This is a genomic window from Rahnella ecdela (assembly GCF_019049625.1).
Taxonomy (GTDB): domain Bacteria; phylum Pseudomonadota; class Gammaproteobacteria; order Enterobacterales; family Enterobacteriaceae; genus Rahnella; species Rahnella ecdela.
Genome location: NZ_JAFMOY010000118.1, coordinates 1 through 26,184 on the forward strand (window position 1 = coordinate 1; position 26,184 = coordinate 26,184).

General features: G+C 53.2%; 26 protein-coding genes and 1 pseudogene. 14 read left to right on the forward strand and 13 right to left on the reverse strand.

Annotation, left to right across the window (positions count from 1 at the left end):
• The first annotated feature begins 361 nt into the window (after positions 1–361).
• Both J1784_RS07440 and J1784_RS07445 read left to right on the forward strand, forming a co-directional pair.
• On the forward strand, positions 362–1,057 hold the full coding sequence (locus tag J1784_RS07440; RefSeq protein WP_217148647.1) for a DJ-1/PfpI family protein: 696 nt from the start codon (positions 362–364) through the stop codon (positions 1,055–1,057).
• 271 nt (positions 1,058–1,328) lie between these two features.
• Positions 1,329–1,979 (forward strand): hypothetical protein, encoded by a 651-nt coding sequence (locus tag J1784_RS07445; protein ID WP_217148648.1) that lies wholly within the window; start codon positions 1,329–1,331, stop codon positions 1,977–1,979.
• A 30-nt stretch (positions 1,980–2,009) separates the two neighbouring features.
• Here the strand turns inward: J1784_RS07445 and J1784_RS07450 are convergent, their stop codons facing one another.
• Both J1784_RS07450 and J1784_RS07455 read right to left on the reverse strand, forming a co-directional pair.
• Complete coding sequence (locus J1784_RS07450; protein WP_217148649.1) at positions 2,010–2,258, reverse strand: hypothetical protein; 249 nt, start codon at positions 2,256–2,258, stop codon at positions 2,010–2,012.
• A gap of 89 nt (positions 2,259–2,347) precedes the next feature.
• Positions 2,348–2,485, reverse strand: coding sequence for a hypothetical protein (locus J1784_RS07455; protein WP_217148650.1), 138 nt, complete (start codon positions 2,483–2,485; stop codon positions 2,348–2,350).
• Positions 2,486–2,625: 140 nt separating this feature from the next.
• Here J1784_RS07455 and J1784_RS07460 point away from each other — a divergent pair, with 140 nt between their 5' ends.
• The gene (locus J1784_RS07460) at positions 2,626–3,078 is read left to right on the forward strand and encodes a GNAT family N-acetyltransferase (RefSeq protein WP_217148651.1); all 453 of its coding nucleotides are present in this window, start codon (positions 2,626–2,628) and stop codon (positions 3,076–3,078) included.
• Positions 3,079–3,081: 3 nt separating this feature from the next.
• Positions 3,082–3,493, forward strand: a pseudogene (locus J1784_RS07465) (aldo/keto reductase); the annotation flags it as partial.
• A 16-nt stretch (positions 3,494–3,509) separates the two neighbouring features.
• Here the strand turns inward: J1784_RS07465 and J1784_RS07470 are convergent.
• Positions 3,510–4,403 carry a LysR family transcriptional regulator gene (locus J1784_RS07470; protein ID WP_217148652.1) on the reverse strand — a complete coding sequence of 298 codons (894 nt, stop codon included), beginning with the start codon at positions 4,401–4,403 and terminating at the stop codon, positions 3,510–3,512.
• 140 nt (positions 4,404–4,543) lie between these two features.
• Here J1784_RS07470 and J1784_RS07475 point away from each other — a divergent pair, with 140 nt between their 5' ends.
• The gene (locus J1784_RS07475) at positions 4,544–4,939 is read left to right on the forward strand and encodes an acyl-CoA thioesterase (protein ID WP_217148653.1); all 396 of its coding nucleotides are present in this window, start codon (positions 4,544–4,546) and stop codon (positions 4,937–4,939) included.
• A gap of 72 nt (positions 4,940–5,011) precedes the next feature.
• Here the strand turns inward: J1784_RS07475 and J1784_RS07480 are convergent, their stop codons facing one another.
• The 7 genes from J1784_RS07480 to J1784_RS07510 form a co-directional block, all read right to left on the reverse strand.
• Positions 5,012–5,614, reverse strand: a complete 603-nt coding sequence (locus J1784_RS07480) for a TetR/AcrR family transcriptional regulator (protein WP_217148654.1) — start codon at positions 5,612–5,614, stop codon at positions 5,012–5,014.
• Between the two features lie 156 nt (positions 5,615–5,770).
• A complete protein-coding gene (locus J1784_RS07485; RefSeq protein ID WP_217148655.1) occupies positions 5,771–6,451 on the reverse strand; it encodes a type 1 glutamine amidotransferase domain-containing protein in 681 nt (226 codons plus the stop codon).
• A 298-nt stretch (positions 6,452–6,749) separates the two neighbouring features.
• A complete protein-coding gene (locus J1784_RS07490) occupies positions 6,750–7,955 on the reverse strand; it encodes a CynX/NimT family MFS transporter (RefSeq protein WP_217148656.1) in 1,206 nt (401 codons plus the stop codon).
• A 195-nt stretch (positions 7,956–8,150) separates the two neighbouring features.
• A complete protein-coding gene (gene hisD / locus J1784_RS07495) occupies positions 8,151–9,461 on the reverse strand; it encodes a histidinol dehydrogenase (protein ID WP_217148657.1) in 1,311 nt (436 codons plus the stop codon).
• A gap of 3 nt (positions 9,462–9,464) precedes the next feature.
• Positions 9,465–10,604, reverse strand: coding sequence for a nuclear transport factor 2 family protein (locus J1784_RS07500; RefSeq protein WP_217148658.1), 1,140 nt, complete (start codon positions 10,602–10,604; stop codon positions 9,465–9,467).
• Positions 10,605–10,800: 196 nt separating this feature from the next.
• On the reverse strand, positions 10,801–11,772 hold the full coding sequence (locus J1784_RS07505; RefSeq protein WP_217148659.1) for a nuclear transport factor 2 family protein: 972 nt from the start codon (positions 11,770–11,772) through the stop codon (positions 10,801–10,803).
• Positions 11,769–12,839 carry a LacI family DNA-binding transcriptional regulator gene (locus J1784_RS07510; protein WP_217148660.1) on the reverse strand — a complete coding sequence of 357 codons (1,071 nt, stop codon included), beginning with the start codon at positions 12,837–12,839 and terminating at the stop codon, positions 11,769–11,771. The genes J1784_RS07505 and J1784_RS07510 overlap by 4 nt, the downstream gene beginning before the upstream one ends.
• A gap of 380 nt (positions 12,840–13,219) precedes the next feature.
• Between J1784_RS07510 and J1784_RS07515 the strand changes: the two genes are divergently transcribed.
• From J1784_RS07515 to J1784_RS07540, 6 genes are all read left to right on the forward strand, one after another.
• On the forward strand, positions 13,220–14,470 hold the full coding sequence (locus J1784_RS07515; RefSeq protein ID WP_217148661.1) for an MFS transporter: 1,251 nt from the start codon (positions 13,220–13,222) through the stop codon (positions 14,468–14,470).
• Positions 14,471–14,558: 88 nt separating this feature from the next.
• Positions 14,559–15,890, forward strand: a complete 1,332-nt coding sequence (gene hisD, locus J1784_RS07520; RefSeq protein ID WP_217148662.1) for a histidinol dehydrogenase — start codon at positions 14,559–14,561, stop codon at positions 15,888–15,890.
• The gene (locus tag J1784_RS07525; RefSeq protein WP_238485440.1) at positions 15,890–16,657 is read left to right on the forward strand and encodes an SDR family NAD(P)-dependent oxidoreductase; all 768 of its coding nucleotides are present in this window, start codon (positions 15,890–15,892) and stop codon (positions 16,655–16,657) included. The genes hisD (J1784_RS07520) and J1784_RS07525 overlap by 1 nt, the downstream gene beginning before the upstream one ends.
• On the forward strand, positions 16,654–17,400 hold the full coding sequence (locus J1784_RS07530; protein WP_217148663.1) for an alpha/beta fold hydrolase: 747 nt from the start codon (positions 16,654–16,656) through the stop codon (positions 17,398–17,400). The genes J1784_RS07525 and J1784_RS07530 overlap by 4 nt, the downstream gene beginning before the upstream one ends.
• Complete coding sequence (locus J1784_RS07535; protein ID WP_217148664.1) at positions 17,393–18,184, forward strand: HpcH/HpaI aldolase family protein; 792 nt, start codon at positions 17,393–17,395, stop codon at positions 18,182–18,184. The genes J1784_RS07530 and J1784_RS07535 overlap by 8 nt, the downstream gene beginning before the upstream one ends.
• A gap of 23 nt (positions 18,185–18,207) precedes the next feature.
• Entirely contained in the window at positions 18,208–19,374 is a 1,167-nt protein-coding gene (locus J1784_RS07540; protein WP_217148665.1) for a cupin domain-containing protein, read from the forward strand.
• Between the two features lie 111 nt (positions 19,375–19,485).
• Here the strand turns inward: J1784_RS07540 and J1784_RS07545 are convergent, their stop codons facing one another.
• Positions 19,486–19,974, reverse strand: a complete 489-nt coding sequence (locus tag J1784_RS07545) for an Lrp/AsnC family transcriptional regulator (protein ID WP_217148666.1) — start codon at positions 19,972–19,974, stop codon at positions 19,486–19,488.
• A gap of 128 nt (positions 19,975–20,102) precedes the next feature.
• On the opposite strand from J1784_RS07545, the gene J1784_RS07550 reads away from it, so the two are divergent.
• Both J1784_RS07550 and umuC read left to right on the forward strand, forming a co-directional pair.
• Positions 20,103–21,041: a DMT family transporter gene (locus J1784_RS07550; protein WP_217148667.1), complete on the forward strand. Its 939-nt coding sequence runs from the start codon at positions 20,103–20,105 to the stop codon at positions 21,039–21,041.
• A gap of 157 nt (positions 21,042–21,198) precedes the next feature.
• A complete protein-coding gene (gene umuC, locus J1784_RS07555; protein WP_217148668.1) occupies positions 21,199–22,464 on the forward strand; it encodes a translesion error-prone DNA polymerase V subunit UmuC in 1,266 nt (421 codons plus the stop codon).
• A gap of 37 nt (positions 22,465–22,501) precedes the next feature.
• Here umuC and J1784_RS07560 read toward each other — a convergent pair whose 3' ends face one another.
• Together J1784_RS07560 and J1784_RS07565 are read right to left on the reverse strand one after the other, a co-directional pair.
• Positions 22,502–23,530 (reverse strand): alpha/beta hydrolase, encoded by a 1,029-nt coding sequence (locus J1784_RS07560; RefSeq protein WP_217148669.1) that lies wholly within the window; start codon positions 23,528–23,530, stop codon positions 22,502–22,504.
• Positions 23,531–23,598: 68 nt separating this feature from the next.
• Positions 23,599–24,786, reverse strand: a complete 1,188-nt coding sequence (locus J1784_RS07565; protein ID WP_338019900.1) for an MFS transporter — start codon at positions 24,784–24,786, stop codon at positions 23,599–23,601.
• A gap of 237 nt (positions 24,787–25,023) precedes the next feature.
• On the opposite strand from J1784_RS07565, the gene J1784_RS07570 reads away from it, so the two are divergent.
• Positions 25,024–25,914: a LysR family transcriptional regulator gene (locus J1784_RS07570; protein WP_217148671.1), complete on the forward strand. Its 891-nt coding sequence runs from the start codon at positions 25,024–25,026 to the stop codon at positions 25,912–25,914.
• The last annotated feature ends 270 nt before the right edge of the window (positions 25,915–26,184 follow it).

The following is a 26,184-nucleotide window of genomic DNA, read 5'->3' on the forward strand; positions in this document are numbered from 1 at the left end:
CGAACGATTGAAAGTGCTTTCATCGGGTTCCCATCAGCTTAAGATAATCGATTGATTCTAAAACATGACACTCGATAAATCATATCCTCGCTAGAATGGTCGTTTTACTGAATGCTCAACTATTAAGGTCCGCTCCTGGCACACAGCAGACAAACAGATGACACTGAAGGTCTGCTGTGTGCCAAGAGCGGTCGTTTCACCATTAGTCATCTTGGTTCGGACTGGTAATAAAATTCTTAATGCTACTGAAATACAGCTGGATTAAGCATGGTCTTCATTAGGCGCACATCTATTCGTTCAACAAGAGGTTGCCTTTGTCGAAGGAAAAGACATTATATCCTTTTAAGTTAAAAGGGCTTTTATGATTGATTCTGCATGCACATCAATCGGGCTGATCCTGTTTCCAGCTCTCACTCAGCTTGATCTTACCGGCCCTTATGAAGTTTTCGTAAGAGCGCCAAACACAAAGGTTCATCTCATCTGGAAAAACTTGGACCTCGTGGTTTCTGATCGAGGTATGGCTATACAGCCAACAACCACATTCAACGCATGTCCCGAACTGGATGTAATTTGTGTCCCGGGTGGTCCAGGGCAGATAAACCTGATGGAGGACGAAGAAGTCCTTTCGTTTATCCGGACTCAAAGTAAACAAGCAAAACTCGTGACTTCGGTATGCACTGGTTCGCTTGTTTTGGGCGCAGCAGGACTTCTGAAGGGATACAAAGCAACTACGCACTGGGCTTCTCTGGATCAGCTCGCTTTGTTAGGTGCAGAGGCAGTGAGTGAGCGAGTAGTGCGTGACCGCAATCGTATAACTGGCGCAGGTGTGACGTCAGGTATAGATTTTGCTCTCAACGTCGTGTCAGAAATGTTCGGAAGTGACATCGCTCAGAATATTCAGCTGCATATGGAATACGACCCAGCCCCTCCCTTTACCTGTGGCTCACCCCGCACAGCATCTGAAGAACAGCTACAAAAAGCACAGGAACAGGCTGCACCATTTATTGAAATGAGGCGGCAGGCTACTTTAAAAGCAGCAGCCAGACTTAAGAACTAAGGGTATATCGGAATTTCTCTCTTCACTTACCAACGTCAGCTCCTAGCACGGAGCTGACATGCGAGTGTGAATGGTCCGCTATGAGCGAGGAGCGGAAGTACGCATTTTCTCTCTCAGTTGATTGAGGAATTACTAACTGGGCATAAAAATCAGCCATACAAATAAAACAGGTATTCTGAGCGCGCCATGAATTTTGGGGGTAGCGGGTATCAGAATTCGATGTAACGTATATTGTGTCTTTGCACCTTACATTTCGTGTTTAAAGAGGATTATGAATAATAAAATTATCGTGGGTGTGTTGCTTGCATGCGTTTCCGGTAGTGTTTTTAGTGAACCTTTACAAGAAGATAGTCAACCTATATCGCTGAAATTAAGTGATAATTCTTTGAAAGAGGTAAATACCTGCGAAGATTTTATCGCGCTTCGCCGTGCGGGTAAGACGGTGACCGACTTGCCTAATTTGCCCGACCGCTTTGCTGATATGGCCAGAGGCTCATTGACTAATTGCTATCTCACGACCTACACCAAAGATCATGGATTAACCGAAATTAAACCGGCTTCGCAAGCCCCGACTCTGAAAGAAATAGTAGATCATTTCCCTGCGTCCGCTGCAATTGCGATTAGCAATGAAGAAGTCGCTAAAGTTAAATCACTTTACCAAAATAAAACCATACGACAGAAAGAACCGGATTTGAAACCTGATAATAATGGACGCATGGTTTCTACGAAATCTGCTGATGGCTACCTGATAAGCAATCACCGAACTTTTAAGGATAAAGACGGGAAGATTATCGATTTTATCACACTGGGCAAGTTTGTAACCCAAGGTACATGGGGGGAGTCCACGACTTACGAGATTCTTTCCAAAAGCAACCCGGTGTGGAAAATTCAGGAGATTAATGAAAACGCCCCACTTTGGTGAAGAAAGGCGCTGATTAGTGCGTTTTTCTTATTAATGACCAGCAAGTGCCTGTTGGAAATTGTGTGCAGTATCGGCGTTTCTCTTATCACCAATTCCCGTACGATGAGATTCAGTCGCTGCAGTCCCACAATCTCCCCGATTCACCGCAGCATTAAATTTTGGGAATTCATTGCGTAAGCGTGGAATTCCCAAGTTAAATCCCATATCTACAAGTCCAGTTTTAGCGTTATCGGTAAAACGATCATAATCCCCGCAACCCTTTCTCAGTTTCTTGTACATCCGCAATACAACATTCAGTGGCGCCCGGATGATGACTTGCGCATCGAGTCGGAGCAACTGCGCTACCGAGAATTGATAAATGGCCCCGACTATCCCGCCTCATGGATTTTCCCCTGCTGGCTGGACAACTGGAGCAATGCCTGGATGTGCGCTTCCTGCGACATGCCAATTTCGGAGCGCACTTGCTCGAACCCGAGGCGCTGTCGTGCAATTCCAAAATCCGTCAATGGTTATCACCCTGCGCCGACACTTTTGGATGGAACAGAAAAAGATAATTTGGAAACAGTGTGTCCCATCCCCCGTTTTGGCTGATGCTTTCCTTAGCAGGATGCTTTATGTTGGTTACACTCAGCTGCAAGGTATACCCATGATAACAGTAGAGAAATCAGATCCATTTTCTTCAGAATCCCATCGCTTAATCGAAATGCTGTCAGCAGAACTTGCCGCTATAACTGGTGATAACGGCAAAAGTAATTTCACCGTTGAAGCATTGAGTGATGACAAAGCTTTATGGGCATTAGCAAAGAATTCTCACGGCAAAGCTATAGGATGCGGTGCTATACGGCCTTTAACGCAAAATATAGCCGAGCTTAAAAGAATGTTTTCAGACCGAAGTGTGTCAGGTATTGGCGGTGCTTTACTCGCTTTTCTTGAAACATCTGCAAAAGAGATGGGATATACCGAACTTAGGCTGGAAACCCGGCTCATCAACTATCGGGCTGTAAATTTCTACGAGAAAAATGGTTATATCCGTATTGAGAATTACGGCCCATATATAGGCAGGACAGAAGCTGTCTGTTTCTCAAAGCCATTGCATTGATTTTCTTCACAGAATGAAACTCAGGCAGGGAATGCGTTGAAGCAAAGCGGTATTGCCAGAGATGAGCTATTTATTACCACAAAATTGTGGTTGCAGGACACCCGTTACGAGGGAGCAAAAGCGCAGTTTGAACGTTCGATCAACCGCTTACAGCTCGATTATGTCGATTTATATCTGATCCACCAGCCTTATGGCGACGTGCATGGCGCATGGCGTGCGATGGAAGAGTTGCAGCAGACAGGAAAAATCCGTGCGCAAAGAACGAATGGCAGAGAATATTCAGGTGCTCGACTTCGAACTGAGCCCGGAAGAGATGAACAAAATCACTGTGATGGACACCGCGACCAGTGCGTTCTTCTCGCACCGTGATCCGGCGATGGTCGAATGGCTGACCGCCCGTAAACTGAATGTCTGATCCGACTGACCTGACATCAGCCGGTGTAGCGCAAAACATCTATCATCAGCGCAAACGCCGGCGGATGTTGTTTTCTGCTTGGGTAGTAAAGGTAATAGCCCGGAAACGTCGGGCACCATGCATCCAGCACCTGGATCAGTTCCCCGGCTTTGACCCGCTCCTCAACCATATCTTCCGGCACGCAGGCAAGACCGAACCCTGACAGCGCCGCGTCGATTCTTTCAGACAGCAGATTAAACGTCAGTTGCCCTTCCACCCGCACCCGCAGCGGTTTCCCCTCTTTCTCGAATTCCCAGTGATATAAGCCACCGGCGGTCGGCAGGCGCATGTTGATGCACTTGTGATATTGCAGCTCATGCGGCGTCTGCGGAGTCCCGTTTGCGGCGAAATAGTCCGGTGAACCGATGACCACCATACGAAAATCGGGACCGATGCGCACAGCAATCATATCCTTATCAACGCTTTCACCCAGACGCACCCCGGCATCGTAGCGACCATCGACAATATTGACGAAACCGTTATCCACCCGCAGTTCGACATTTATCTCCGGGTATTCTTTTAAAAAGGGCTTCAGCTTGGGCCACAACAAGTTTCTTGCGGAATGTTCCCCTGCCGAAATACGTATATTGCCGGAAGTCGGGCCATTGATCTGAACAAGCGTTTCGAGCTCCTGCTCCAGATCCGCAAGTCGTGGCTCCAGGCAGGCAATAATCTTTTCGCCGATTTCAGTCGGTGCCACACTTCGGGTAGTACGGGTCAAAAGGCGGATATTTAAACGTTCTTCCAGCGCTTTAACGGCATGACTCAGCGCAGACTGAGAAACCCCCAGCTTACCCGCTGCTTTGGTAAAACTTCGTTCTCTCGCAACGACCAGAAAAATTTGCAGCTCGTTGAAGTTTTCTTTCAGCATGGGTTCTTTCCTTTAGTGACCGGCTCCCGCATAGGGATTTCTCATCTTATATTCTGAAACACGTTGGTTTTTACCAAAAGACCTGACTGTTGTATATATGATGCCCCGTTTAAAAAATTTCTCAGGCTAAGGTGCAACAGATGTTTTCTAAGCATTATGAAGTAGATGAAAACCATATCGATTTTCAGGGTGTCGTGGACGGCTTGTATTATCCCTTCTACATGGAATGGACGCGTCATGCTTACATGCGGGAAGCGCTGGGGATTGATATCGAAGCGGAGTTTGCTCAGGGCAATATGTACATGGTGCTGGAATATTCGCTGCGCTTTCGTAAAAGCCTGCAAAAAGACGACAAGGTTGAAGTAACCTGCGAACTGGCGCGCAATGAGAAGCGCAACCGCGTTAACTTCGTTCAGCAGATCAAAGTGGAAGGTGTGGTGTTTGCCGAAGCCACTTTCGTGGCGACCTGTCTGACTAACGGACGTCCTTCAATGCCGGATGCGGTGAAGAACGTGCTGGCCCTGCTGCCGGAATAAACTTCCTCGCAAGAGAATGCCAGTCACACCGGTGGCTGGCATGGTTTTTAGAGCGTATTTATCACAAGCGTTTCAGGGGATGTGAATAATCTTTTGCGTCGTCGCCATCGCGGAATCGAACGGGCTCATGTTGCGGACAATCTTGACCATCACGCTGGCACCCAGCCACAGCTGATACAAACTTTCCGCCACCGTGCGGGGAGTATCATCAATGGTCAGCGATCCCTCATCCACGCCGGTTTCTAACGCCTGCGCCAGCCGCGAGATAATTCCCGACGTCCCGGACAATAGCGTTAAACGCATCGTGTCCGAAAGATCCGCGACTTCCGCGCCAAGTTTCACTGCCAGACATTTGCCCTGACAGTCGGAGAATGACTGAGACTCCTGCCATAGCTGCCAGTAATTCATCAGCCGCTGCGCCATATTCAGACCGGGCTGGCTCAGCGCGCGGTCAAGATCAGCCAGATAATCTTCAAAATAACGCTCAAGCATCCCCACACCAAATGCCTCTTTCGAGCCAAAATAATGATAGAAAGACCCTTTGGGCACGGCCGCGTCTTTAAGAATTTCATTCAGTCCGACAGCAGAAAATCCCTTACCAGCCATAATGCGCTGGCCAGTTGCAAGGATGTGCTCGCGGACGTCATTGTTATGGTGTTGCGTTGCAGTAGTCATAGGCTGAATTTACCAAAAAACTAGACCAGTCGTCTATGAGCGAATGGTGGGACACGATTATTTCATGACCCTGCGCCCGCTCATCCCGCAACATTAACATGTTGAAACACGCTCAGCGGAGTGACAATAGAGCCCGCCACCCCGCGTGAAGAGCCTTTATGCACTCAGCTGTTTAATCAGCAGTTCTGCCGCTTCTGCTGAAGAACCCGGATTCTGACCGGTGATCAGCAATCCGTCGATCACCACATACGAACCCCAATCCGGACCTTTGGAATAGATGCCGCCTTTGGCGATCAGCTCATCTTCCACCAGGAAAGGCACCACATTGGTCAGGCCCACCGCTTCCTCTTCGGTATTGGTAAAGCCGGTCACTTTTTTACCCTCAACCAGTGGTTTTCCGGCAGGCGTTTTCACGTGGCGCAGTACGCCCGGTGCGTGACAAACCAGCGCGACAGGCTTGTCTGCCGCCAGAGATGCTTCAATTAACGCAATGGAGTTTTTATCTTCTGCCAGGTCCCACAGCGGACCGTGGCCACCCGGATAGAAAACAGCGTCGTAATCCGCCTGTGAAACGCTGTCGAGACGAACCGTTGAGGCGAGCTGAGCGGTTGCCTGCGCGTCGGCTTCGAAACGATGCGTCTTCTCAGTCTGGAAATCAGGCTCATTGCTTTTTGGATCCAGCGGCGGATTGCCACCGTTTGGCGAAGCCAGCGTAATTTCTGCTCCGGCGTCTTTAAATGCGTAGTAAGGCGCGGCCAGTTCTTCCAGCCAGAAACCCGTTTTACGGCCTGTGTTGCCCAGTTTGTCGTGTGAGGTGAGAACCATAAGAATCTTCATAGCAAATCTCCAGCGTGTAGAATTATTATTGAATTAGACCAGTCGTCTATTTATCAGCTAAAAAAATATCCGAACAGACGTTGGACCCGGCCAGAACGGTTAGAGTGTGATATCGCCCGCCCTCCGTAACCTTGACGCTAAGCTAACAACTATTAGACCAGTCGTCTAGTGATAATTTAAAAAACTTTATATCTGACCTTTTGGGGTCCCCTTTCCGATCCGATGGCTGACGGTGCGCGGTCAGCCGCCGGATGCTCCTCATCAATCAGCGGTTCTGTTTGTATTAACTGGCTCGTCCTTAGCCGATCAACTTTGACCTGCCCGCCAGCGGCGCAACGAATAACTGCAAAGCCGATACCCCCAGCAGGGCAGCAAATGCCAGTGTCCAGTCATTGTTGTACTGATGCAGCATTCCGAAGAACAGCGGCCCTGTCGCAGCCACACCGTATCCCACACATTGCGCCATCCCTGAAAGCTGAGCGGCCTGACGGTGATCTGCCGCACGCAGATTAAACAGCGAAAGGCAGGTCACCATTGATGCGCCTGCGCCCAGACCTGCAATCACCAGCCAGACCAGCGCTGCCGCCGGGAACAGCCATAAGCCGAGCAGCCCGACAAAGATAGCCAGTGAAGCGCAAAAACCGATCATACGCTGGTCTTTCAGCTTTTTGAGAAGGGAAATACTGACCACGTTGGCAATTACGGCGACGGCCTGATAGACGAACAACAGCCAGCCGGCACTTTCCTGACTGATACCGGCAAACTGCGCATAGGGCGTAAACCAGTCGATCAGCGTGTAAAACACCATCGACTGCATCGCCATGAACAATGAAACCTGCCAGCCGAGCCATGATTTCCAGGGAGATCGCAGTTTGTCGGAAGCCGGTGTATGAGCTGCATGTGCGGCTGATGGCGCTTTTTTCAGTAACGGCATCCATGCAAACACGGCAATGATCGCAGGCACAATCCAGATCCCCAGCGACAGTTGCCAGCCTGCCCCGCTCATCTGTCCGAGCGGCACGGCGATGCCGGATGCGACGCTGGCGGTGATTGCCATCGTCGATGCATACAGGCCGATGTACTTTGCAGTGTGGTGTTTGAAATCACGCTTGATCAGCGGCGGAAGCAGGACATTCGCCGCCGCAATTCCGGCGCTCAGAATCACCGTACCGGCCCACAGTCCGCTGGCATAAGGCGTTATGCGGACCACAGAACCCAGAGCTATCAGGCATACCGCGCCCCATAAACTTTTCTCCAGTCCGATGCGGTTTCCGCCCCACGACGCCAGCGGCGCAATGGCTGCAAAAAGTATCAGGGGAATAAAATTCAGCAGACCTGCTGCGGAAGGACTCAACCCGAATGTCGCACAAATATCACTCAGCACCGGGCCGGTGGAGGTGATTGGCGCGCGCAAATTGGCCGCAGTCAGCAGAATAATAAAAAGGAAAAAACCGGTATCGGAACTAAGGGAAGAACGCGTAGAGGAATGCTGAAACCATGTCATAGATATACCGCACCATGAGCAGGCATAGCCTGCAGAAAGTGCGTTGGTTGACGTTAACGCTTACGCAACAGGGCTGGCACCCTGATGTCTGCCGCACATAATATTGGGGGAGCCGGCGCTTGTAAAGGTCCGGAATTCACCGCTAAGCCAGAACTTCCACTGACTTAACGGTGGTCTGATGTCAGACAAACGCGGTTACAGGTCCCATTTTCCGCCGGTGATGAGATCGATATCCTGCGGGCGCAGGCGGATCTCAGCGGCGCGGCGGTGTGCCTGCATACCTTCGGTGCGGCTCTGACGAACGGCGGGTTCGGCGACTGAGGCAATGCCGTGGTCGTCGATCCACTGATGCGTACAGATTTTCACATACGCCCCCACCCACAGGCCGCCGGTATATCGCGCGGCGGCCATCGTCGGCAGCGTATGGTTGGTGCCGCAACATTTATCCGAGAACACCACGCTGGCATTTTGTCCGATAAACAGCGAACCATAATTGCGGATTTTACCGGCAGTGGCATGAGGATCGCGGGTATGCACCTGCAAATGTTCCGTCGCCATGTGGTCGGCCCAGGCAATCAGCTGTTCTTCATCCTGACACACCACAATTTCGCCCTGCCGTTTCCAGGCTTCGCCAGCCGTGGCGGCGGTAGGCAGCGTCTCCAGTTGCCTTTCGATTTCCGCCAGCGTTTCACTGGCAATGCGCGGGCTGGTCGTTGCCATACCGACGCGGGTGTGAACGTCATGTTCAGCCTGCGCGAGCAGATCGGCAGCCAGCATGCGCGGATCGGCGCTGTCATCAGTGATGACGTAAATTTCGCTTGGCCCGGCCAGCGCGTCGATGCCCACTTTCCCGAACACCTGACGTTTCGCCTCATTCACAAAAGCATTCCCCGGCCCGACAACTTTATCCACCGCCGGAACAGACTCCGTGCCCCACGCCATGGCCGCAATCGCCTGCGCGCCACCGACTTTGAAGATGCGGTGCGCGCCCGCCAGATGACAAATCGCGATCATCGCCGGATGCGCACCCGGCGGCAGACAGGCGATGATCTCATCACAGCCTGCCACCACCGCCGGTACGATAGACATCACCGGTGCCGACAAAATCGGGTATCGCCCGCCGGGGACATAACATCCCACCGTCTGAATGGGAATAATGCGGTGCCCGAGATGCACACCCGGCAGTGTCTCGACTTCAAGAGGTTTCATGGTCGCCAGCTGCGCCTCGGCAAAACGCTTCACCTGCGCAATGGCAAACTCACTGTCCCTGCGGGTCTGCGGATTGAGATCTGCCAGCGCACGTTCAATCTCCGCTTCAGATACTTCAAACTGGTCGGGCGTCGTCTGGTCGAACTTGGCAGAATACTCGCGCAGTGCCGCATCGCCACGCGTGCGCACCTGCTCAATAATCTGATGAACGGTTTCGGTCAGTGACCTGTCAGCCTGCGCATCCTGCCCCTGCGGGCGTTTAAGAAACTGCACATCCTCCGCATTAATCTTGCCCATGACTTACTCCTCCATTTGTCCCAGTTTGATTTGCGCCAGCAATGCCAGATGGTCGTATACCACCCATTCATCGATGATTTTGCCTTTCACAATGTGGTAATGAGACATCCCCATCACAAACAGACGTTCGCCGGTCGGTTTGCCGAGCTCGCCATAACCGAGGTGATGCCCTTCCATAATCCAGCGCACCGCCACTTTGGTGCCGCCTTCGTCACAGGGATTGGAACAGATGTGCTGCGGCATCCATGCGCCGTCCGGGATCATGCCAATCAGTGCCAGCGTCTGGTGAATAACCGCTGCCTGACCGTATAACTCTTTCAGCATCGGACCGTGCCACTGCACGTTTGGCGCATAGACATCTTTGATTTTGCCCAGCATGCGGCGGTTATAGATTTCGTGCAGCCAGCGCAGACACTGTTCTTCGGTATCGGTATGCGCAATCGAAACATCGCATTCCATTTCAGGCGGATACTGCCCGACCATGCGGCGGTTCTCGCCGATATCGGTCACGCGGAAACCTTTATCGAACTGCTCTTTCGCCATATCGTAAGCAATGACATCGGTGTCCAGGCCGAGCTGCTTCATCACCGACATGTTGTCGCTGACCACCCACTCACGATAAATTTTATTCTCGTGGATCATGCAGTCAGCGACGGTACGGGTAACAAACGTACGCTGGGTCGGTTTGCCGAGATGGCTGTGTTGCGTGTGACGGCCGGTGCCGGTCACCAGATGCGAGGTATAGAAACCATCGACGTCGTTACCATTCCAGATAACCTGCGTGGCCATGCCGCGACGCTCCGGGAACGCCACCAGACGCTGGAGGGTGTCATGAACCACCTGCTCGCGGTTATACATCGTGCCGAGCGCATTATATAAAACACAGTTGTGGGTGTAGTGGGTGTAAATTAATCCGACATCCCGCTCATCCCATATTTTATGAGTACATCGCACGATGTAATCGACAATATCGGTATAACAGTCATCAAAACCTCTTAATGATTGTACGCGCGGGCGTTTCTCCGGGACTAAATCAACAAAGTCACGACGTTCAACCTGTAATACAGATTCTTCGCGTGCGGATTTGGTATTCGTTTTCTCAGCAACTACCGGTGTTTTATTTGTGGCTTCAGTTGAAGACATATAACCTCCTGCGTTGTTTTGATGCGCCGCGCTAATACCCGGCACTGTTATTTAGGGATGAAGAACTCCCTCACCAGAAAATGGCGATAATGCATTGGATTAATTCAGACAACAGTTACCCCCCGATAAATTAATATCGATTTATCAGAAGAGGACTTTCAGGGGGGAGATCCCCCCTTTATTAAGTAAAGCGCTATTAATTAAAAATCTGTGACCAGATGGCTAATTCATCTACCCCAAGATATTCGCGGATAATCAGACCGTCGCGCAATTCCAGCTGGCTGATACCGGTGATCGACACCGGACGGCGCGTCGGTGCGCCAAATTTTCCGTAGCCATCGTGCCAGGTGAGCATTGACCAGCGCAGCGACAGGCGGATCGGTTCATTCGCATCACGGCGCACAATCAGATGATGCAGCTGAGTTTCACAATCGGCAAATGACGCGCGGTAACCGGATAAATAGCCGCCGATATCCTGCTCACCGGTGCGCAACACATGCCCCGGCCCGTGCAACGTGGCAGCAGGATGATATAAACCCGGCACCACGCCACTGTTACCGCCCGCCCACATCGACAGATAGCGTTCCACCAGCCCGGCCAGCGGGCCGTCAACGTCATCCCCTTCCGGACCTCCCGCCCAGCGGGCATCCATTTCTTCCGGCGACACGTTTTCCAGCCCGGCCTCGCGGCGCACCAGTGCCAGTTGTTGGGCAAAATCCCGCACATCCAGACCAATCTGCGAAACGATGGCCGCGCGATCCTGCAATAACCACTCCTGACGTACCGCGCCCTCAGCGCAAACGCGGTCGGCCCAGGTACGCACCCAGACAGACTTACCGCTCGGATGCCCGAAAAAGCCTTCGCCCTGATGCTGGATACAGGCCAGCGTGCGTTGCGCGGCGTAATATTCATCGTGCGGTGTGTGAGAACACAAAATATCTTCGGTCAGCACCGTGCGCTGCGGAAAGCTGTGCATCGCCTCCAGCGTCAGACGCATAAACTGCGAGAGGTCGTTCAGCTGCTTTTCGGGAGTATGGAATACCACCGGATTGGCATAAAAATCAGCCAGCTGGCCAATGTCCTTTTGCTCCCAGACGACATGGGTCAGCGTGAGGATAAATTGCTGTATCGAATCAAACTGTGGGCTAAACCCCGGCAACCTGCTCATTCAACCTCCTGCGGCTGGAATAATGACAATCCCTCTTTCTCGACCACGCCGAAATGCGGACGCCGCGCGGAATGGCGGACGATCAGCGCACCGGCGACCACCACCTGCTCCGGCTCAATATTTTCGCTTTCAATCTGTTTCATCAGCAGCGCGACCGTCGCATTCACCATCGCCGTCACCGGTTGTGATGCCGAGGTCAGCGCGTATGAAGGCCAGCCAGACGCACCGGTGTCGTCATAGCCAATCACCGACACATCCTCAGGAATGCGCAGACCAAACTCGTAGCGGGCGACATCCATCACCGTCAGCGCCATGTGGTCGTTGGCGGCAAAAATCGCATCGGGCGGAGCAGAAGAAGAAAAGAGTTCCTGAGCCGCACGCGCGGTTTTCTGTGCATCATAATCGCCCTGCACCACCCGGATATCCTGAACACCTTTTGCCTCAAGTGTGCTGACAAAACCCTGCTGGCGCGCCAGATTCACCGAGGAATCAGCAACCCCGGCCACATACGCAAAGCGTTTATGCTCACCGGCCAGCAGGAATTCTGCAATCTGGCGCGAAGCGGCGACGTTATCGGTATTGACGCTCGACGCGATGCCCGTCTCTTCGCTGCGGTTAAACAGCACCACGGGGATCCCTGCGGCTAGACACTCTTCGGAAAGTTCGAGCGACAACGACACGGAAGCCAGCACGATGCCATCAACGCGGTACTGCATAATCTGGTCGAAAATCCGGTCCACATTGCCGTCACGATCGCCGACAAACAGCAGCAGATGATAATTCAGCTCGTCGAGCTGTTGCGCCAGCGCTTCCAGCACCTGTGGATAAAACTGGTTATCAAAATAGGACATCACCACGCCGACAATGCGTGAGCGGGCCGTGTTCAGTGAACGGGCGATGGCATTCGGCCGGTAGCCTATTTCACGTGCGGCTTTCAGCACCTTTTCACGCGTGGCCGGTGAAATACTGGCACCCGGCGTAAAGGTTCTCGATACCGCTGACTGTGATACTCCGGCGAGCTGCGCGACATGTTGTGATGTCACGGGCCCAAAAGTCTTACGTTTCATTGCCGCTGTTCCTTATCAACATTCCCGTTATCGCCCTAATTTCTACAAACATCTTTTACAAACAAGGCGTTGCATCAGTCTAACGTACCGCGCGGAGAACGCCAGTCTGGCGGTTTACCCCTTCGCAGGAATGTCTGTTTTTTATACTTACACCATCTTTGCATGCGTATGCAACAACCAAAAATATTTTTTTCACATTTACAATCTTAACCTTTACAAAATTGAAACCTTTTCGTAACTTCAGTTTTTGAATACGTATTCATGCATTGCAAACACGCCGTCAATTTTTACCGGGGACAGGGAGCAGGAACCAAAGGAATGAACCGGTTAATGCCGTACTTGATTGGTCACAACCCATTAATTTTAAGAGGTTTACCACCATGTTTCGTGCACTCTTCAGTCGTTCAGAAGTGAGACTTTTTTTTACTATCAGTGTGTTGTTTTTTATCTGTATCCACAGCATCGACGCGTTTCTGGCACCGATGCTGATCAGCGAAGGCATGCAGCCGGAGATTGTGGGGATCATCATGGGCGCCAGCGGTCTGGCGACGCTGTTCGTGCGTTTTCCCATTGGTATCCTGTCGGATGTGGTAAAAAGCCGGAAGATATTTATCCAGTTCAGCCTGCTGCTGCCGCTGGTCACCTGGCCGATTGCCTATCTGGAACCGAACGCCGTGACGCTGTATCTGGCGAAAGCCGCTGACGGCTTCACCGCCGCCACCTGGGTGCTGTACAACATTCTGTTCATCCGCTATTTCGACCGCAAAGATGCCCCCGCTGCCGTGGCGCTGCTGGCGCTCGCCGGACCGCTGGGTGTGTTTCTCGGCAACTGTATCGGTGGTGCGCTGATCCACTTTATCGACAAAAGTATTGGTTACTTTGTGTCGAGCGCGGCGGCGCTGCTGGCGCTGATCCTCACCACCCGTATCAAAGAATTCCACGATGCCGCACAGGCACCGACGCTGAAAGCCTGTATGACCAGCGCAAGACGTCAGCTGGGTGACTCATCAGTGTGGTTAATCGGCCTGCTGGCGACCATCGTGATTTTGGTTCCTTTCGCCACCCGCGATACCCTGACGCCGATATACGCACAACAGCTGGGGGCTAAAGCCGGGATCCTCACCCTGCTCAGCAACATCCATCTGGTTTTCTACGCACTGGCGATCGCGCTGTGCAGCTCGGTGTTTTATAAACGTCTCGGGCTGGTGAATACCGCGCTGGTGGGCATTGTCTTGCAGGTGATTTCCAGCATCGGCATCCCCTTCACCGCCAATCTTTATGTGATCTATTTCTTACAGGCAATTGCCGGATTCTCGTTTGGTATGGCATTCGCCGTGTTTATGTCGCTGAGTGTGGTTAATACGGTTGAGGATGAGCAATCCACGCGCATGGGGTTGTTTCAGACCATCTACTCCTGCGGAATGTTTGTCGGCCCGGTCTTAATGGGGCTGATGTTGCAGCACATTAATTTATCTTCCGGCTATTACCTGATTGGTGCCCTGTCCGTGGTGGCCGCCCTGATGACACCGATGGCCGCACGCAGCGTGTATCAGCGGCAGGTAAAGAAACCGGCGGTGCAGAATGAACACGCCCATCTGACGCCAGTACAGGATTACGTGAAGAAAGCATAAACACCCGGCGTTATTTAATTTTCTAATAATTCAATTCACCTGTTTATTCTGGCGGTGTCGCCACGTCTGAAACAGGCAAGGAGATCTCATGGCTCAGTATTTAAAAACAAGTAAATCATTATCTGAACGTCAGCAGGCAAACAAAGAAGTCAGTATTATTGTCGAAAATATTCTGGCGGATATTGAACAGCGCGGTGATCAGGCAGTGCGGGAATTATCCATTAAGTTTGATAATTATGACCGTCAGGATTATCGCCTGTCTCAGCATGAAATTAATGCCTGTGTAAAAAAGTTAACGCGTCAGAATATTAAAGATATTGAGTTCGCCCAGGAGCAGGTATTTAATTTCGCCACTCAGCAACGCGCCTGTTTGTTAGATCTGGAAGTTGAAACCCGTCCGGGCGTTATTCTCGGGCACAAAAATATTCCGATTAATGCCGTCGGATGTTATGTGCCGGGCGGAAAATATCCCCTGCTTGCCTCGGCGCATATGTCGATTATTACCGCTAACGTCGCGGGGTGTTCGCGCATTATCAGCTGCGCCCCGCCGTTCAACGGACAGCCTGCGCCCGCCATCGTCGCCGCGCAGGCAATGGCAGGCGCAACGGAAATCTACGCATTAGGCGGTATTCAGGCGATTGGCGCGATGGCGCTCGGGACACAAACCCTGCAACCCGTCGATATGCTGGTTGGGCCGGGTAACGCTTTCGTGGCCGAAGCCAAGCGCCAGCTGTTTGGCCGCGTGGGGATCGACCTGTTCGCCGGGCCAACCGAAACGCTGGTGATTGCCGATGAAACCGTGGACGCCGAAATGTGTGCCACCGATCTGCTCGGTCAGGCCGAACACGGCGTGACCACACCCGCCATTTTACTGACTAATTCCCTGAAACTCGCCCGCGAAACCCTGCGCGAAGTGGAACGCCTGCTGACGCAACTACCAACGGCGGACATCGCACGTTTGTCATGGCGCGATTATGGCGAAGTGATTGTCTGCGACAGCTACGAAGAAATGCTTCAGGAAGCGGATCGCATTGCCTCGGAACACGTTCAGGTGATGACGGACCGGGACGACTGGTTCCTTGCCAACATGACCAACTACGGCGCGCTGTTCCTTGGCCCGCGCACCAACGTCGCTTACGGCGACAAGGTGATCGGCACTAACCACACGCTGCCGACGCAGAAAGCCGCCCGTTATACCGGGGGACTGTGGGTCGGCAAATTCATGAAAACCTGTACCTGGCAGAAAGTGGTAAATGATGAAGCCTCGGCAGAAATCGGCAGTTATTGCTCGCGCCTTTGCCAGTTAGAAGGATTTTCCGGCCATGCGGAACAGGCCAATATTCGGGTACGCCGCTACGGTCATCAGGAAGTGCCTTACGCCGGTTCGGTGCCTGCGGAAGATCTCGGGAAAGCGTCGTGATGATGGCGCTTCCCCGTTCGCCGGATTTTCGCCTCGACAACCGCCGCGCGCTGGTGACAGGCGGTTCCCGTGGGATCGGTTTTGCGGCAGCCGTGGCACTTGCCCGCGCCGGGGCGCAGGTGTGGATAGTCGCCCGACAGGCGGCGCAACTGCGGGAAGCCACAGAACTGGCCGCCACCGAAGGACTGACGCTGCATACCGTGGCGCTGGATATCACTGACACCGCGCTGGTTGCGGACATCCTGAGCGGACTTCCTGACTTCGACATTCTGGTCAACAGCGCCGGACTGGCGCGTCATCAGCCGTTTCTGGAGGTCAGTGAGGAAAACTACGATGCCGTGATGGCGCTTAACCTGAAGGCGACGTTTTTCCTCAGTCAGCAGGTCACCCGCCGGATGAAGCAGCGCCGCATCGCCGGATCCGTCATTCATATCTCCTCGCAGATGGGACATGTCGGCGGCCCGGATCGCAGCGTGTATTGCGCGTCGAAATTCGCACTGGAAGGGTTAACCAAAACGATGGCGCTGGAACTGGGCGAAGCAGGTATCCGCGTCAATACGCTCTGCCCCACCTTTATAGAGACCGAACTCTCGCGTGAAAATCTCGCCTCACCCGCGTTCAGCCGTTATGTGCTGGACAACATCAAACTGAAACGTCTCGGCACGCTGGAAGATGTGATGGGACCGGTGGTGTTTCTGGCGTCATCGGCGTCGGCGCTGATCACCGGCGCGTCGCTGATGGTAGACGGAGGATGGACCGCCACATGACCTCACTCATCAGCCCTTTTCCTTTGCTGGATAACCATCAGGTTCCGCTGGTGTTACTGGGCGGAACCTTATGTAACGCACGTCTCTGGCAACCGGTGATCGAACATCTCAATGTCAGCAGCGTGCAGACCATCACGGTCTGCGGTGCGGATTCGGCGAAGGCGCCTTCACAACAGCTTCTGGCCGCGTTGCCGCCGCGCTTTTATCTGGCGGGATTTTCTCTCGGCGCCATCGTGGCATTGGAAATGATGGCTCAGGCACCGGAACGTCTCGCCGGACTGGCGCTGTTATCCGTCAATCCGTTTTGCGATGCGCCCGCGAATGCTGCTGGCCGCCGGAATGCTGTTCAGGAAGCCGCACTTTCCGGTGTCGGTTCCTGGCTGAGTGCCACCCTCTGGCCGCGTTATGTCGCGCCCGACCGGCTGGAAGACTCGGCCTTACATCACACCATTGTGCAGATGGCGCAGGAATGCGGCACGGAGACTTTCGCCCTTCAGACTGAAATTGCCATTACCCGCGCCGATCACCGCGAAGCACTTGCGGCGTTTACCGCGCCGGTGCTGGTGATAGGCGGCGCTCACGATGAGATTTGTACCGCCGAACATCATCAGGCGGTGGTTTCCGCCGCTCCCCGCGCCCGCCGGATAACCCTTGCCGACAGCGGGCATTTTCTGCCTTTAGAATCCCCGCAGGCGGTCGCCACTGCCCTGCGTAACTGGATACAGGAGTCTTACCATGCGTAAAAATCCGCTTAAAGCGGCCTTCCGCCAGCAGCAGCCAATCATCAACGGCTGGCTGGCCATTCCCTCCGGCTATAGCGCGGAGATCGCCGGACATCAGGGCTACGATTGTGTCACCGTGGATTTACAACACGGCATGATCGACTTCGCCAGCGCGCTGTCGATGTTACAGGCTATTTCGTCCACACCCGCCACACCACTGGCGCGCGTAGGCAGCAACGAACCGGCGCAGATCATGCGGCTGCTGGATGCCGGTGCATGGGGGATTATCTGCCCGATGATTTCCACCCCTGAACAGGCGAAACAGTTTGTCGCAGCCTGCCGTTATCCGCCGCTGGGTAACCGTTCTTTCGGTCCGGCGCGTGCGCTGCTGTATGGCGGTAAAGATTACCCGCAATACGCCAATGAAGAGATCCTGACGCTGGCGATGATCGAGACGCGTGAAGGGCTGGAGCATCTGGATGCCATTCTCGATACCGACGGGCTGGATGGCGTGTTTATCGGTCCGAACGACCTCTCGTTAACGCTCACCGGGCAGGCCAGCGCAGAATCCCAGCATCCTGAGATGCTTGAGGCTATCGAACATGTTCTGACCCGCTGTCACGCACACCAAAAACTCGCCGGGATTTTCTGTACCTCCGGCGAGGCCGCCGCCAGCCGTCTGGCGCAGGGCTTCCATTTCGTGACCCCCGCCAACGACGTCATGCAACTCGGTCGTGCTGCACGCGAAGCCATTGCGGCGGCGCAGGGTAAAACAGCGCCAGTTCGCGGCACATCCGGCTATTAATAAGGGCATAAAGGAGAAACAACATGCAAAACATCACCCTGACACAAGAAGAAGCACAACGCCGTCTGGTTCGTCCCGAAGACCGGGTTTCCTGTAGCGTGGCGTTTATCGACTGCAAACTGCCCGGTTCACACCTGAAACAGAACTTTTCCTTCGTCGGTCCCGGCGTGACCCAGTCCGCCTCGCAGGTGGTGAATATCCCTGAAGCGCACGGTTTTAACATTGGTGCGGCGGCGATGCCTAAAGGCGTGACCAACAACCTGCATCTGCATTTCACCGCCGAAGTGTTTCTGATCCACGAAGGCAGCTGGCGTTTCCGCTGGGGCGCGCACGGCGAACATGAAGCCGAGTTCAGCGCACCGGCCATTTTGTCGATCCCGACCTGGATTTTCCGTGGCTTTACCAACGTCAGCCCGCAGGAAACTAACGGATTGGTATTTACCGTTCTTGGCGGCGATAACACTGGCGGGATTATCTGGCATCCGTCGATTCTGGATGCCGCCAGCGAACACGGGCTGTATCTGAGTCGTGACAATATGCTGATAGAAGTCGAAGCGGGCAGCCCGCCACCGGCTAAATCAGAACTTTTGCCGCCGCTGGCTGCTGAACATATCGCCGCCCTGCGTGATTATTCTGTTGAGGAGATGAGCCGCCGCGCCGTGACCGGTGAACAGCGAGCCTGGTCGCAGAACGCCCTGCTGGATTCGGTGCTGCCCGGCCACGGCGCAGAACTGGCACCGGTGATTGGTTACGGCATTTCACAAGACCGCAGCTCTGCCCCGCCGATACTCAACCCGCACGGATTTTCCGTTGAGTGGTTGCGCATTCAGAACCAGCATTGTGTCGGGCGGCACCTCTGTCCCGACGTGCAGGTTTTAATGGTATTTAAGGGGACGCTGGAAGTGACCTACAACCATGATGGCGAAGAAGTAACCATCGTCGCCGCAGAGGGTTCCGTGGTATCTGTTCCGGGCAACAGCTGGCGCAGTTATCGTGCAATTGACGGTGAAATGGAAGCCACGCTAACCACCCGCGGGGATCATCGTAAACGCCTTTACTGGGATGCAGACATCATTGCGCGGGCATCTCAGGAAGATCGTTGTGTGGATCCCGACGGATATCTTGCGACCGCCAGCCTTCTGCCATCCACGGCGCGAAGAGCGGGTGATAAAATCGCGCACGCCATCTGACCTCGTTTCTGCGACCTTCAGGCTAACTTTGCACAGGGTTACCCCCAGATTTTGTGGATAACCTTGTGCGGTTGGGATAAGTACAAAAGCACTTCTCCTCTTCTTAACTTTTCACCGTCTTAAATGCCGGGTCGGTAATGCCGTGGTGTATTTGACCTGACTGAGGGCAAAACTTGAGCGGATGCTGGCGACGCCTTCAATCTGAGTGAGACATTCAGTGATCAGCAGCTGATATTTTTGCAGATTTTCCACCACGATCCGCAGCAAAAAGTCTGATTCTCCGGTCATCAGATAGCATTCCATCACCTCGGGACGATCGCTTATCGCATCGGTAAAATGATTCAGCGAGTCTTTATCCTGTTGCTTCAGAGACACATGCACAAACACATTCACCGCCAGCCCGAGACTGAGCGGATCGACCAGCATCACCGAGCCACGCAGCACGCCTTTCTCTTTCATCTCCGTCACTCTTCGCCAGCACGGAGACGCAGATAAACCAATACGCTCGGCTAATTCGGCATTGCTGATATCAGCATTCGTCTGCAGCAGATCCAATATGTGCAGACTGGTTTCGTCCAGCTCAACGGCATTGTCAGGCAAAATTATTCTCCATTAGCATTCTTTCAGAACAGAATTACCCATAATAATGATTCTGATGGACAATAAGAACAGTTTTTCCACCACCGGAAAAATAGAATATCCCTCTGATAAAAAAGAGAGTGTTCTGTATGCGCCAGGAAAATAGTTCAGCAATTAACGTAAGCTCCGGTTCCTCATCAATGAAAGGCACCGTGTGCTGGCTTTTGGTCATGGTGTTGTTGTGGGGGCTGAGCTGGCCTGCCACCAAACTGGCGCTCAATGAAGTGCCGCCATTGTGGCTCGGGGCCATCAGGTTCGGCAGCGCTGGCGTTTGCCTGTTTATCTTCGTTGCCTTCAAAAAACAACTTCGCTTGCCCGCGAAAAGCGACCTGCCGATTGTGCTGAGCATCGGGGTTTTACAGATGGTGGTGTTCACCGGTTTGGGCATGATTGCCATGCAATATACCGATACCAGTCATGCGGTTTTACTGGCTTATACGACGCCTTTATGGGGCATTGTCTCTTCGTGGCTACTGCTGCGCCATACTCCCACCGCCATACAAATCTGCGCCCTGGTTATCGGTCTGGCAGGCATCGGTTTGATTTGTTCACCGCTGGAAATGGACTGGTCAAAACCCGGCGTAGTGATGGGATGCGCGTTTCTGATCACGGGTGCTATTTCCTGGTCGCTGGTGATTGTGCATGTCAGACACCATAAATGGACGGCCACGCCTTTGTCGCTGGCCCCGTGGCAAATGCTGATCGCCACCCTGCCCCTGATTTGTATTGCCCGGCTGATTGATGGTTCGCCGCTAGAGATCCATCTCAACAAGGGGCTCCTCGGGTTACTCTTTTTCATTGGCCCGATCGCCACATCCGTGTGCTTCGTGATTTCTTCCGAATACGGTCGCCGGATAAGCGTTTTCGCTATGTCCAACTTCACCCTCGGCGTACCGCTTATCGGTGCGCTGGCATCAATCGTGTTGCTCGGCACGTCTTTATCTGGTCTGTTCCTCTTCGGTCTGGCACTGGTTTTCGCCGGAGTCTCCATGACCGCATTTTCCTCTGCGAAGCGCCAGCAGGGATAACGAGGTTTTAATACCGCCACGGAAACGGATACGTCTGTGGCTCCCGCTTAAGAATTTTCCATTTCCCGCACTTATAATTATACTGTGTGCATAACCAGTATTTTATGGATACAGAAACAGATGTGGAAAATGAACTCTATTAAGCGGCAGCTGAACCATGTTTGCCCTCGTTGATGTGAACTCCTTTTACGCGAGTTGCGAAACCGTGTTCAGGCCGGATTTGCGCGGGCGGCCGGTGATTGTGTTGTCGAACAACGACGGCTGCGTGATTGCCCGCAACGCGCTGGCTAAAAAGGCGGGGATCCCGATGGGTGCGCCTTTTTTCAAGGCACGCGACGCTATCCGCCAGCACAACGTGGCAGTGTTTTCGTCGAACTACGCACTGTATGCCGACATGTCGAACCGCGTGATGGAAACGCTGGAACGGCTGGCACCTGCGGTGGATATCTATTCCATCGACGAAGCCTTTCTGGATATCACCAATATCGAAAACTGCATCTCGCTGCATGATTTCGGTAAAGAGGTGCAGAAAACCATATGGAAAGAGACGCATCTGTCAGTCGGCGTGGGGATTGCGCCCACTAAAACGCTGGCAAAACTGGCGAACTATGCAGCGAAAACCTGGAAAGGTACCGGTGGCGTGCTGGATTTATCGCAGACAGTCCGTCAGCGAAAACTGATGAATCTGGTGCCGGTGGAAGAAGTCTGGGGCGTGGGGCGGCGCATCAGTAAAAAGCTCAACATGCTCGGGATCACCACGGCGCTGCAACTGGCCGACTGCCCTTCTGCGCTGATCCGCAAACATTTCAGCGTCGTGCTGGAACGTACCGTGCGCGAACTGTGCGGCGAATCCTGTCTGGCTTTCGAAGAATCCGTGCCCACCAAACAGCAGATAATCTGCTCGCGCTCTTTTGGCGAGCGCATTACGGATTATCAGGATATGCGCGAAGCCAGCTGCAATTACGCCGTCCGCGCAGCGGAAAAACTGCGCGGAGAACATCAGTATTGCCGCTACGTGTCGGCGTTTGTGAAAACCAGCCCGCACGATCCGAAAGTCCCCTATTACAGCAATCATGCCGGGATCAAACTTCTGACGCCGACGCAGGACAGCCGCGATATTCTCGCCGCCGCCGTACGCTGTCTCGAGCAAATCTGGAAACCCGGTTATCGCTATCAGAAAGGCGGCGTGATGCTGGGCGACTTTTTCAGTCAGGGCGTCGCTCAGCTCAATCTGTTTGATGAATATCAACCCAAAAGAAACAGCGAACAACTGATGGCGACGCTGGACGAGTTCCACAAAAAAGGCACCGGCAAAGTCTGGTTCGCCGGTCAGGGGATCCAGCGCGGCTGGTCGATGAAACGCGAAATGCTGTCACCGGCCTATACGACAAGGTTTAATGAGCTGGTGAAAGCGAGGGTGTAGTCCGGGCATCACCCGGACTGTTGATAACCGGCGGGGGTTATTTCAGGTTTTCGTTAAAGAACGCGGTCAGTTTCGCAAAGGGGATCAGATCGGTGCGGTCGTAAAGATCGACATGACCGGCACCCGGTACGATGTACAACTCTTTCGGCTGGCCCGCACGTTTATAGGCATCTTCACTGAATTCTTTTGAATGTGCCTGATCACCGGTGATAAAAAGCATCGGACGCGGCGAAATAGTCTCAATATCGTTGAAAGGATAGAAGTTCATGAATTTTACGTTGCTGGTCAGCGTCGGGTGCGTCGTCAGTGCAGAAGTTGATCCTGCTGGCGTAAACTCGCCGCGCGGCGTGCGATAGAAATCGTAAAACTCTTTCTCAATGGGTGAAGAATTTTCATCAATTTTATGCGGCGACCCGCTGGTATATTTCGTTTCACCGCCGGTAAATTCGGTATAGCGTTGCTCCGCTGCCTCAGCAATGACTTGTTTACGCTGCGCAAGGGTTAACGAATTATTGAGCGCGTGACGATTCGCCGCCCCCATGTCATACATGCTGACCGTCGCAATCGCTCTCATGCGCGGATCAATTTTCGCCGCACTGATAACGAAACTGCCGCTGCCACAAATTCCCAGCACCCCGATGCGGTTTCTGTCGATAAACGGGCGCGTGCCGAGGTAATCCACAGCCGCGCTGAAATCCTCTGCATAGATATCCGGTGCGACAGCATTGCGCGGTTTACCTTCGCTTTCGCCCCAGAAAGAGATGTCTATCGCCAGCGTGACAAACCCCTGCTCAGCTAACTTTTGCGCATACAAACTGGAGCTTTGTTCTTTCACCGCCCCCATCGGATGCCCGACGATAATGGCCGCGTTTTTCGCACTTTCATTCATGCCTTTCGGGATAAAAAGACTCCCGGTCACATTCATCTGATACTGGTTTTTAAACGTCACTTTTTGCAGCATCACTTTATCGCTTTTATAAAAGTTATCTGCACCTTCAGACATATCGGCAGCCGTGGCAGCGAACGAGCTGACCAGCAGCCCTAATAACATCGTAAACACTCTCATGGAATTATCCTTAATCAGGTATTTCGGTGAATGGACATCAGTTCGTCCGGTTAAAAATACTTGTGTGGTCAATGGTCATTGCGGGAAGTGATAAACGTCAGTCCGGACGCCAGTACCAGCAATGCGGCGCTGACAATAAACGTGCTTTGCCAGCCGATATGGTCAAAGGCGACTCCGCCTAAGGTCGAACCCAGCGAAATCGACAGTTGCACCACAGCGACCATCAGCCCGCCCCCGGCTTCGGCATTATTGGGGAAGGTTCTCGCCACCCAGGACCACCAGCCGACCGGTGCTGCCGTTGCCACCAGCCCCCATAACGCCAGCAGAATGATCACGATCCCGGACGAATGGCCAAGAACCATCAGCATGATGGCGATGAAGGCCATCAGCAGTGGGATCACCATGAGCGTGAGATAGAAACGCTTATTCAGAAACGTGCCGATCAGTAATGTCCCGGCAAAACCCGCGACGCCAATCGCCAGCAAAATGAGGGACAGCATCTCTGCACTGACCCGTGTGACGGTTTCCAGGAACGGGCGGATATAGGTAAACAGCGCAAACTGCCCCATAAAGAAAATCCCGCACGCAGCCATACCCGCCAGCACTAAAGGATTTTTGAATAACCGAAAAACGTTCCCTGCAGAATTTTTCCTGCTTTCCGGCGCCATAGAAGGCAGGCTGATCCACTGCCAGATAAAGGCGATCAGCGCGACGGGGACGAGACACAAAAAGGCTCCGCGCCAGCCAATGACGCCCCCCAGATAACTGCCCAGCGGTGCGGCAATCACAGTAGCCAGTGCATTGCCGCCGTTAAAAATCGCCAATGCGCGAGGAACCTGATCCTGCGGAACCAGCCGCATAGCGACAGCAGCTGACATTGACCAGAATCCGCCAATGGCCACGCCAATCAGTGCGCGTCCGGTCATGTACGTCGTATAGCCGGGCGCTAAAGCAATCAGCCCGCCGGAAAAGGCCATCAAAAGCGTCAGCCCTAAAAGCAGCGCCTTGCGGTTGACGTTACCCGCCAGCCGGGAAATCGACAGACTGGTAATTACTGCAAAGCCGCCTGAGATGGCGATCCCCTGCCCGGCCAGCCCTTCGCTGACACCCAGATCGCGGGCAACAGGTGACAGCAGACTCACCGGCATAAACTCCGAGGCCACTAGCGCAAATACGCACATCGTTATTGCCCATACCCCGTTCCAGTGCGCGGAGGTTTGGGTGTTCACTACACTTTTCTGTACTGCTGTCGTCACTCGCGGTTCCTTTTTATCGTTCGCAGGATGAATTTTTGGCAAGCCGGTTCCGCTTCTCATTCCTGGGAATAAAAAGTCTAATATCAGAAAGTTGACGTCATAAAACGGAGGGTTTTATTCCGGTTATTTCGTATTCCGGCTTGCCAAAAATTCTACACGAAGGGTATATTCTTACCAGCTTATGAATACTGAATGGGGTTATAAGCTCAGCTTATTAATCGAATTGAGGAAGGTCCGATGAAACGTAATCTCAATGACCTTATTGCGTTTGTAACCGTTGCCCGCGAAGGCAATTTCACCCGCGCGGCAGCGCAGCTGGGAGTGACGCAACCCGCCCTCAGCCAGACCATTACCGCGCTGGAAAACCGCATGGACATCCGCCTGCTGACGCGGAACACGCGAAATGTTTCACCGACGGTGGCAGGCGAGCGGTTATTGCAGGCCATCGGCACCCGTTTTGATGAGATTGAAGCGGAACTCGATATGCTGACAGAAATGCGCGACAAGCCAGCAGGCACCGTGCGAATCACCTGCGGCCCGCATGTGCTTTCAACGATTCTGTTACCGAAATTATCCGCACTGCTGCGCGAATATCCCGAGATAAAACTGGAGTTCGATGCCAACCACGGTTTTCGCAACATTGTCGCAGACCGGTTTGACGCAGGTGTGCGACTCGGTGACACCATCGATAAAGATATGATTGCCATGCCGATAACCCCTCAGCTGCGCATGGCCGCGGTGGCATCGCCTGAGTATTTGCTCACACACACCCTCCCCCTGACGCCGCAGGATTTGCTGCAACATAACTGCATGAATATGCGGATGGCGACGTCAGGCGGGCTGTATGTCTGGGAGTTCGATAACGATGAGGGGCCGGTCAATGTGCGTGTTAACGGACAGCTGACATTCAATACTTCTGCACCGATGGTCGACGCGGCATTAGCCGGGCTGGGGATCGCGTTTTTACCGGAAGAAGAGTTCGAGCCCTATATTGCACAAGGGCGTCTGATTCGGTTTCTGGAACCTTATTGCCGGCCTTTCCCCGGTTATTACCTTTATTACCCAAGCAGAAAACAGCATTCGCCGGCATTTTCACTGGTGATGGAGGCATTGAAAATGGGGAATTAACCCCTCCCCGCCGGTCAGTCCATCAGGAGTGACCGGGCTTTTGGCCTGATCTGCCCGGTGATCTAACTCACAGATTTTCTTCCCGTACTTTTCCCCTGAACCGTTCATCCCGCCTAATAACCGCTTATCTCTCACTGTGACCGCTGACCAAGTTTCCGCCCTCTGGCGTTAGGAATTTGACACCCTATATGCGCAATAAACGTGCGTAACAAACATGCACAAATCAACAGGTTCTCCGCTCTCTGACAGCAGTCCTTAATAAAGAAAACA

What these genes read in the sequence shown, in the direction of transcription:
- hisD (WP_217148657.1), bottom strand. Translation starts at nt 9,461, where the DNA reads ATGGGCAAGATTAATGCGGAGGATGTGCAGTTTCTTAAACGCCCGCAG.
- J1784_RS07445 (WP_217148648.1), top strand. Translation starts at nt 1,329, where the DNA reads ATGAATAATAAAATTATCGTGGGTGTGTTGCTTGCATGCGTTTCCGGT.
- J1784_RS07550 (WP_217148667.1), top strand. Translation starts at nt 20,103, where the DNA reads ATGCGCCAGGAAAATAGTTCAGCAATTAACGTAAGCTCCGGTTCCTCA.
- J1784_RS07460 (WP_217148651.1), top strand. Translation starts at nt 2,626, where the DNA reads ATGATAACAGTAGAGAAATCAGATCCATTTTCTTCAGAATCCCATCGC.
- hisD (WP_217148662.1), top strand. Translation starts at nt 14,559, where the DNA reads ATGGCTCAGTATTTAAAAACAAGTAAATCATTATCTGAACGTCAGCAG.
- J1784_RS07515 (WP_217148661.1), top strand. Translation starts at nt 13,220, where the DNA reads ATGTTTCGTGCACTCTTCAGTCGTTCAGAAGTGAGACTTTTTTTTACT.
- J1784_RS07560 (WP_217148669.1), bottom strand. Translation starts at nt 23,530, where the DNA reads ATGAGAGTGTTTACGATGTTATTAGGGCTGCTGGTCAGCTCGTTCGCT.
- J1784_RS07475 (WP_217148653.1), top strand. Translation starts at nt 4,544, where the DNA reads ATGTTTTCTAAGCATTATGAAGTAGATGAAAACCATATCGATTTTCAG.
- J1784_RS07505 (WP_217148659.1), bottom strand. Translation starts at nt 11,772, where the DNA reads ATGAGCAGGTTGCCGGGGTTTAGCCCACAGTTTGATTCGATACAGCAA.
- J1784_RS07570 (WP_217148671.1), top strand. Translation starts at nt 25,024, where the DNA reads ATGAAACGTAATCTCAATGACCTTATTGCGTTTGTAACCGTTGCCCGC.
- J1784_RS07480 (WP_217148654.1), bottom strand. Translation starts at nt 5,614, where the DNA reads ATGACTACTGCAACGCAACACCATAACAATGACGTCCGCGAGCACATC.
- J1784_RS07485 (WP_217148655.1), bottom strand. Translation starts at nt 6,451, where the DNA reads ATGAAGATTCTTATGGTTCTCACCTCACACGACAAACTGGGCAACACA.
- J1784_RS07450 (WP_217148649.1), bottom strand. Translation starts at nt 2,258, where the DNA reads ATGTACAAGAAACTGAGAAAGGGTTGCGGGGATTATGATCGTTTTACC.
- J1784_RS07540 (WP_217148665.1), top strand. Translation starts at nt 18,208, where the DNA reads ATGCAAAACATCACCCTGACACAAGAAGAAGCACAACGCCGTCTGGTT.
- J1784_RS07490 (WP_217148656.1), bottom strand. Translation starts at nt 7,955, where the DNA reads ATGACATGGTTTCAGCATTCCTCTACGCGTTCTTCCCTTAGTTCCGAT.
- J1784_RS07530 (WP_217148663.1), top strand. Translation starts at nt 16,654, where the DNA reads ATGACCTCACTCATCAGCCCTTTTCCTTTGCTGGATAACCATCAGGTT.
- J1784_RS07535 (WP_217148664.1), top strand. Translation starts at nt 17,393, where the DNA reads ATGCGTAAAAATCCGCTTAAAGCGGCCTTCCGCCAGCAGCAGCCAATC.
- J1784_RS07470 (WP_217148652.1), bottom strand. Translation starts at nt 4,403, where the DNA reads ATGCTGAAAGAAAACTTCAACGAGCTGCAAATTTTTCTGGTCGTTGCG.
- J1784_RS07440 (WP_217148647.1), top strand. Translation starts at nt 362, where the DNA reads ATGATTGATTCTGCATGCACATCAATCGGGCTGATCCTGTTTCCAGCT.
- J1784_RS07525 (WP_238485440.1), top strand. Translation starts at nt 15,890, where the DNA reads ATGATGGCGCTTCCCCGTTCGCCGGATTTTCGCCTCGACAACCGCCGC.
- J1784_RS07500 (WP_217148658.1), bottom strand. Translation starts at nt 10,604, where the DNA reads ATGTCTTCAACTGAAGCCACAAATAAAACACCGGTAGTTGCTGAGAAA.
- J1784_RS07510 (WP_217148660.1), bottom strand. Translation starts at nt 12,839, where the DNA reads ATGAAACGTAAGACTTTTGGGCCCGTGACATCACAACATGTCGCGCAG.
- umuC (WP_217148668.1), top strand. Translation starts at nt 21,199, where the DNA reads ATGTTTGCCCTCGTTGATGTGAACTCCTTTTACGCGAGTTGCGAAACC.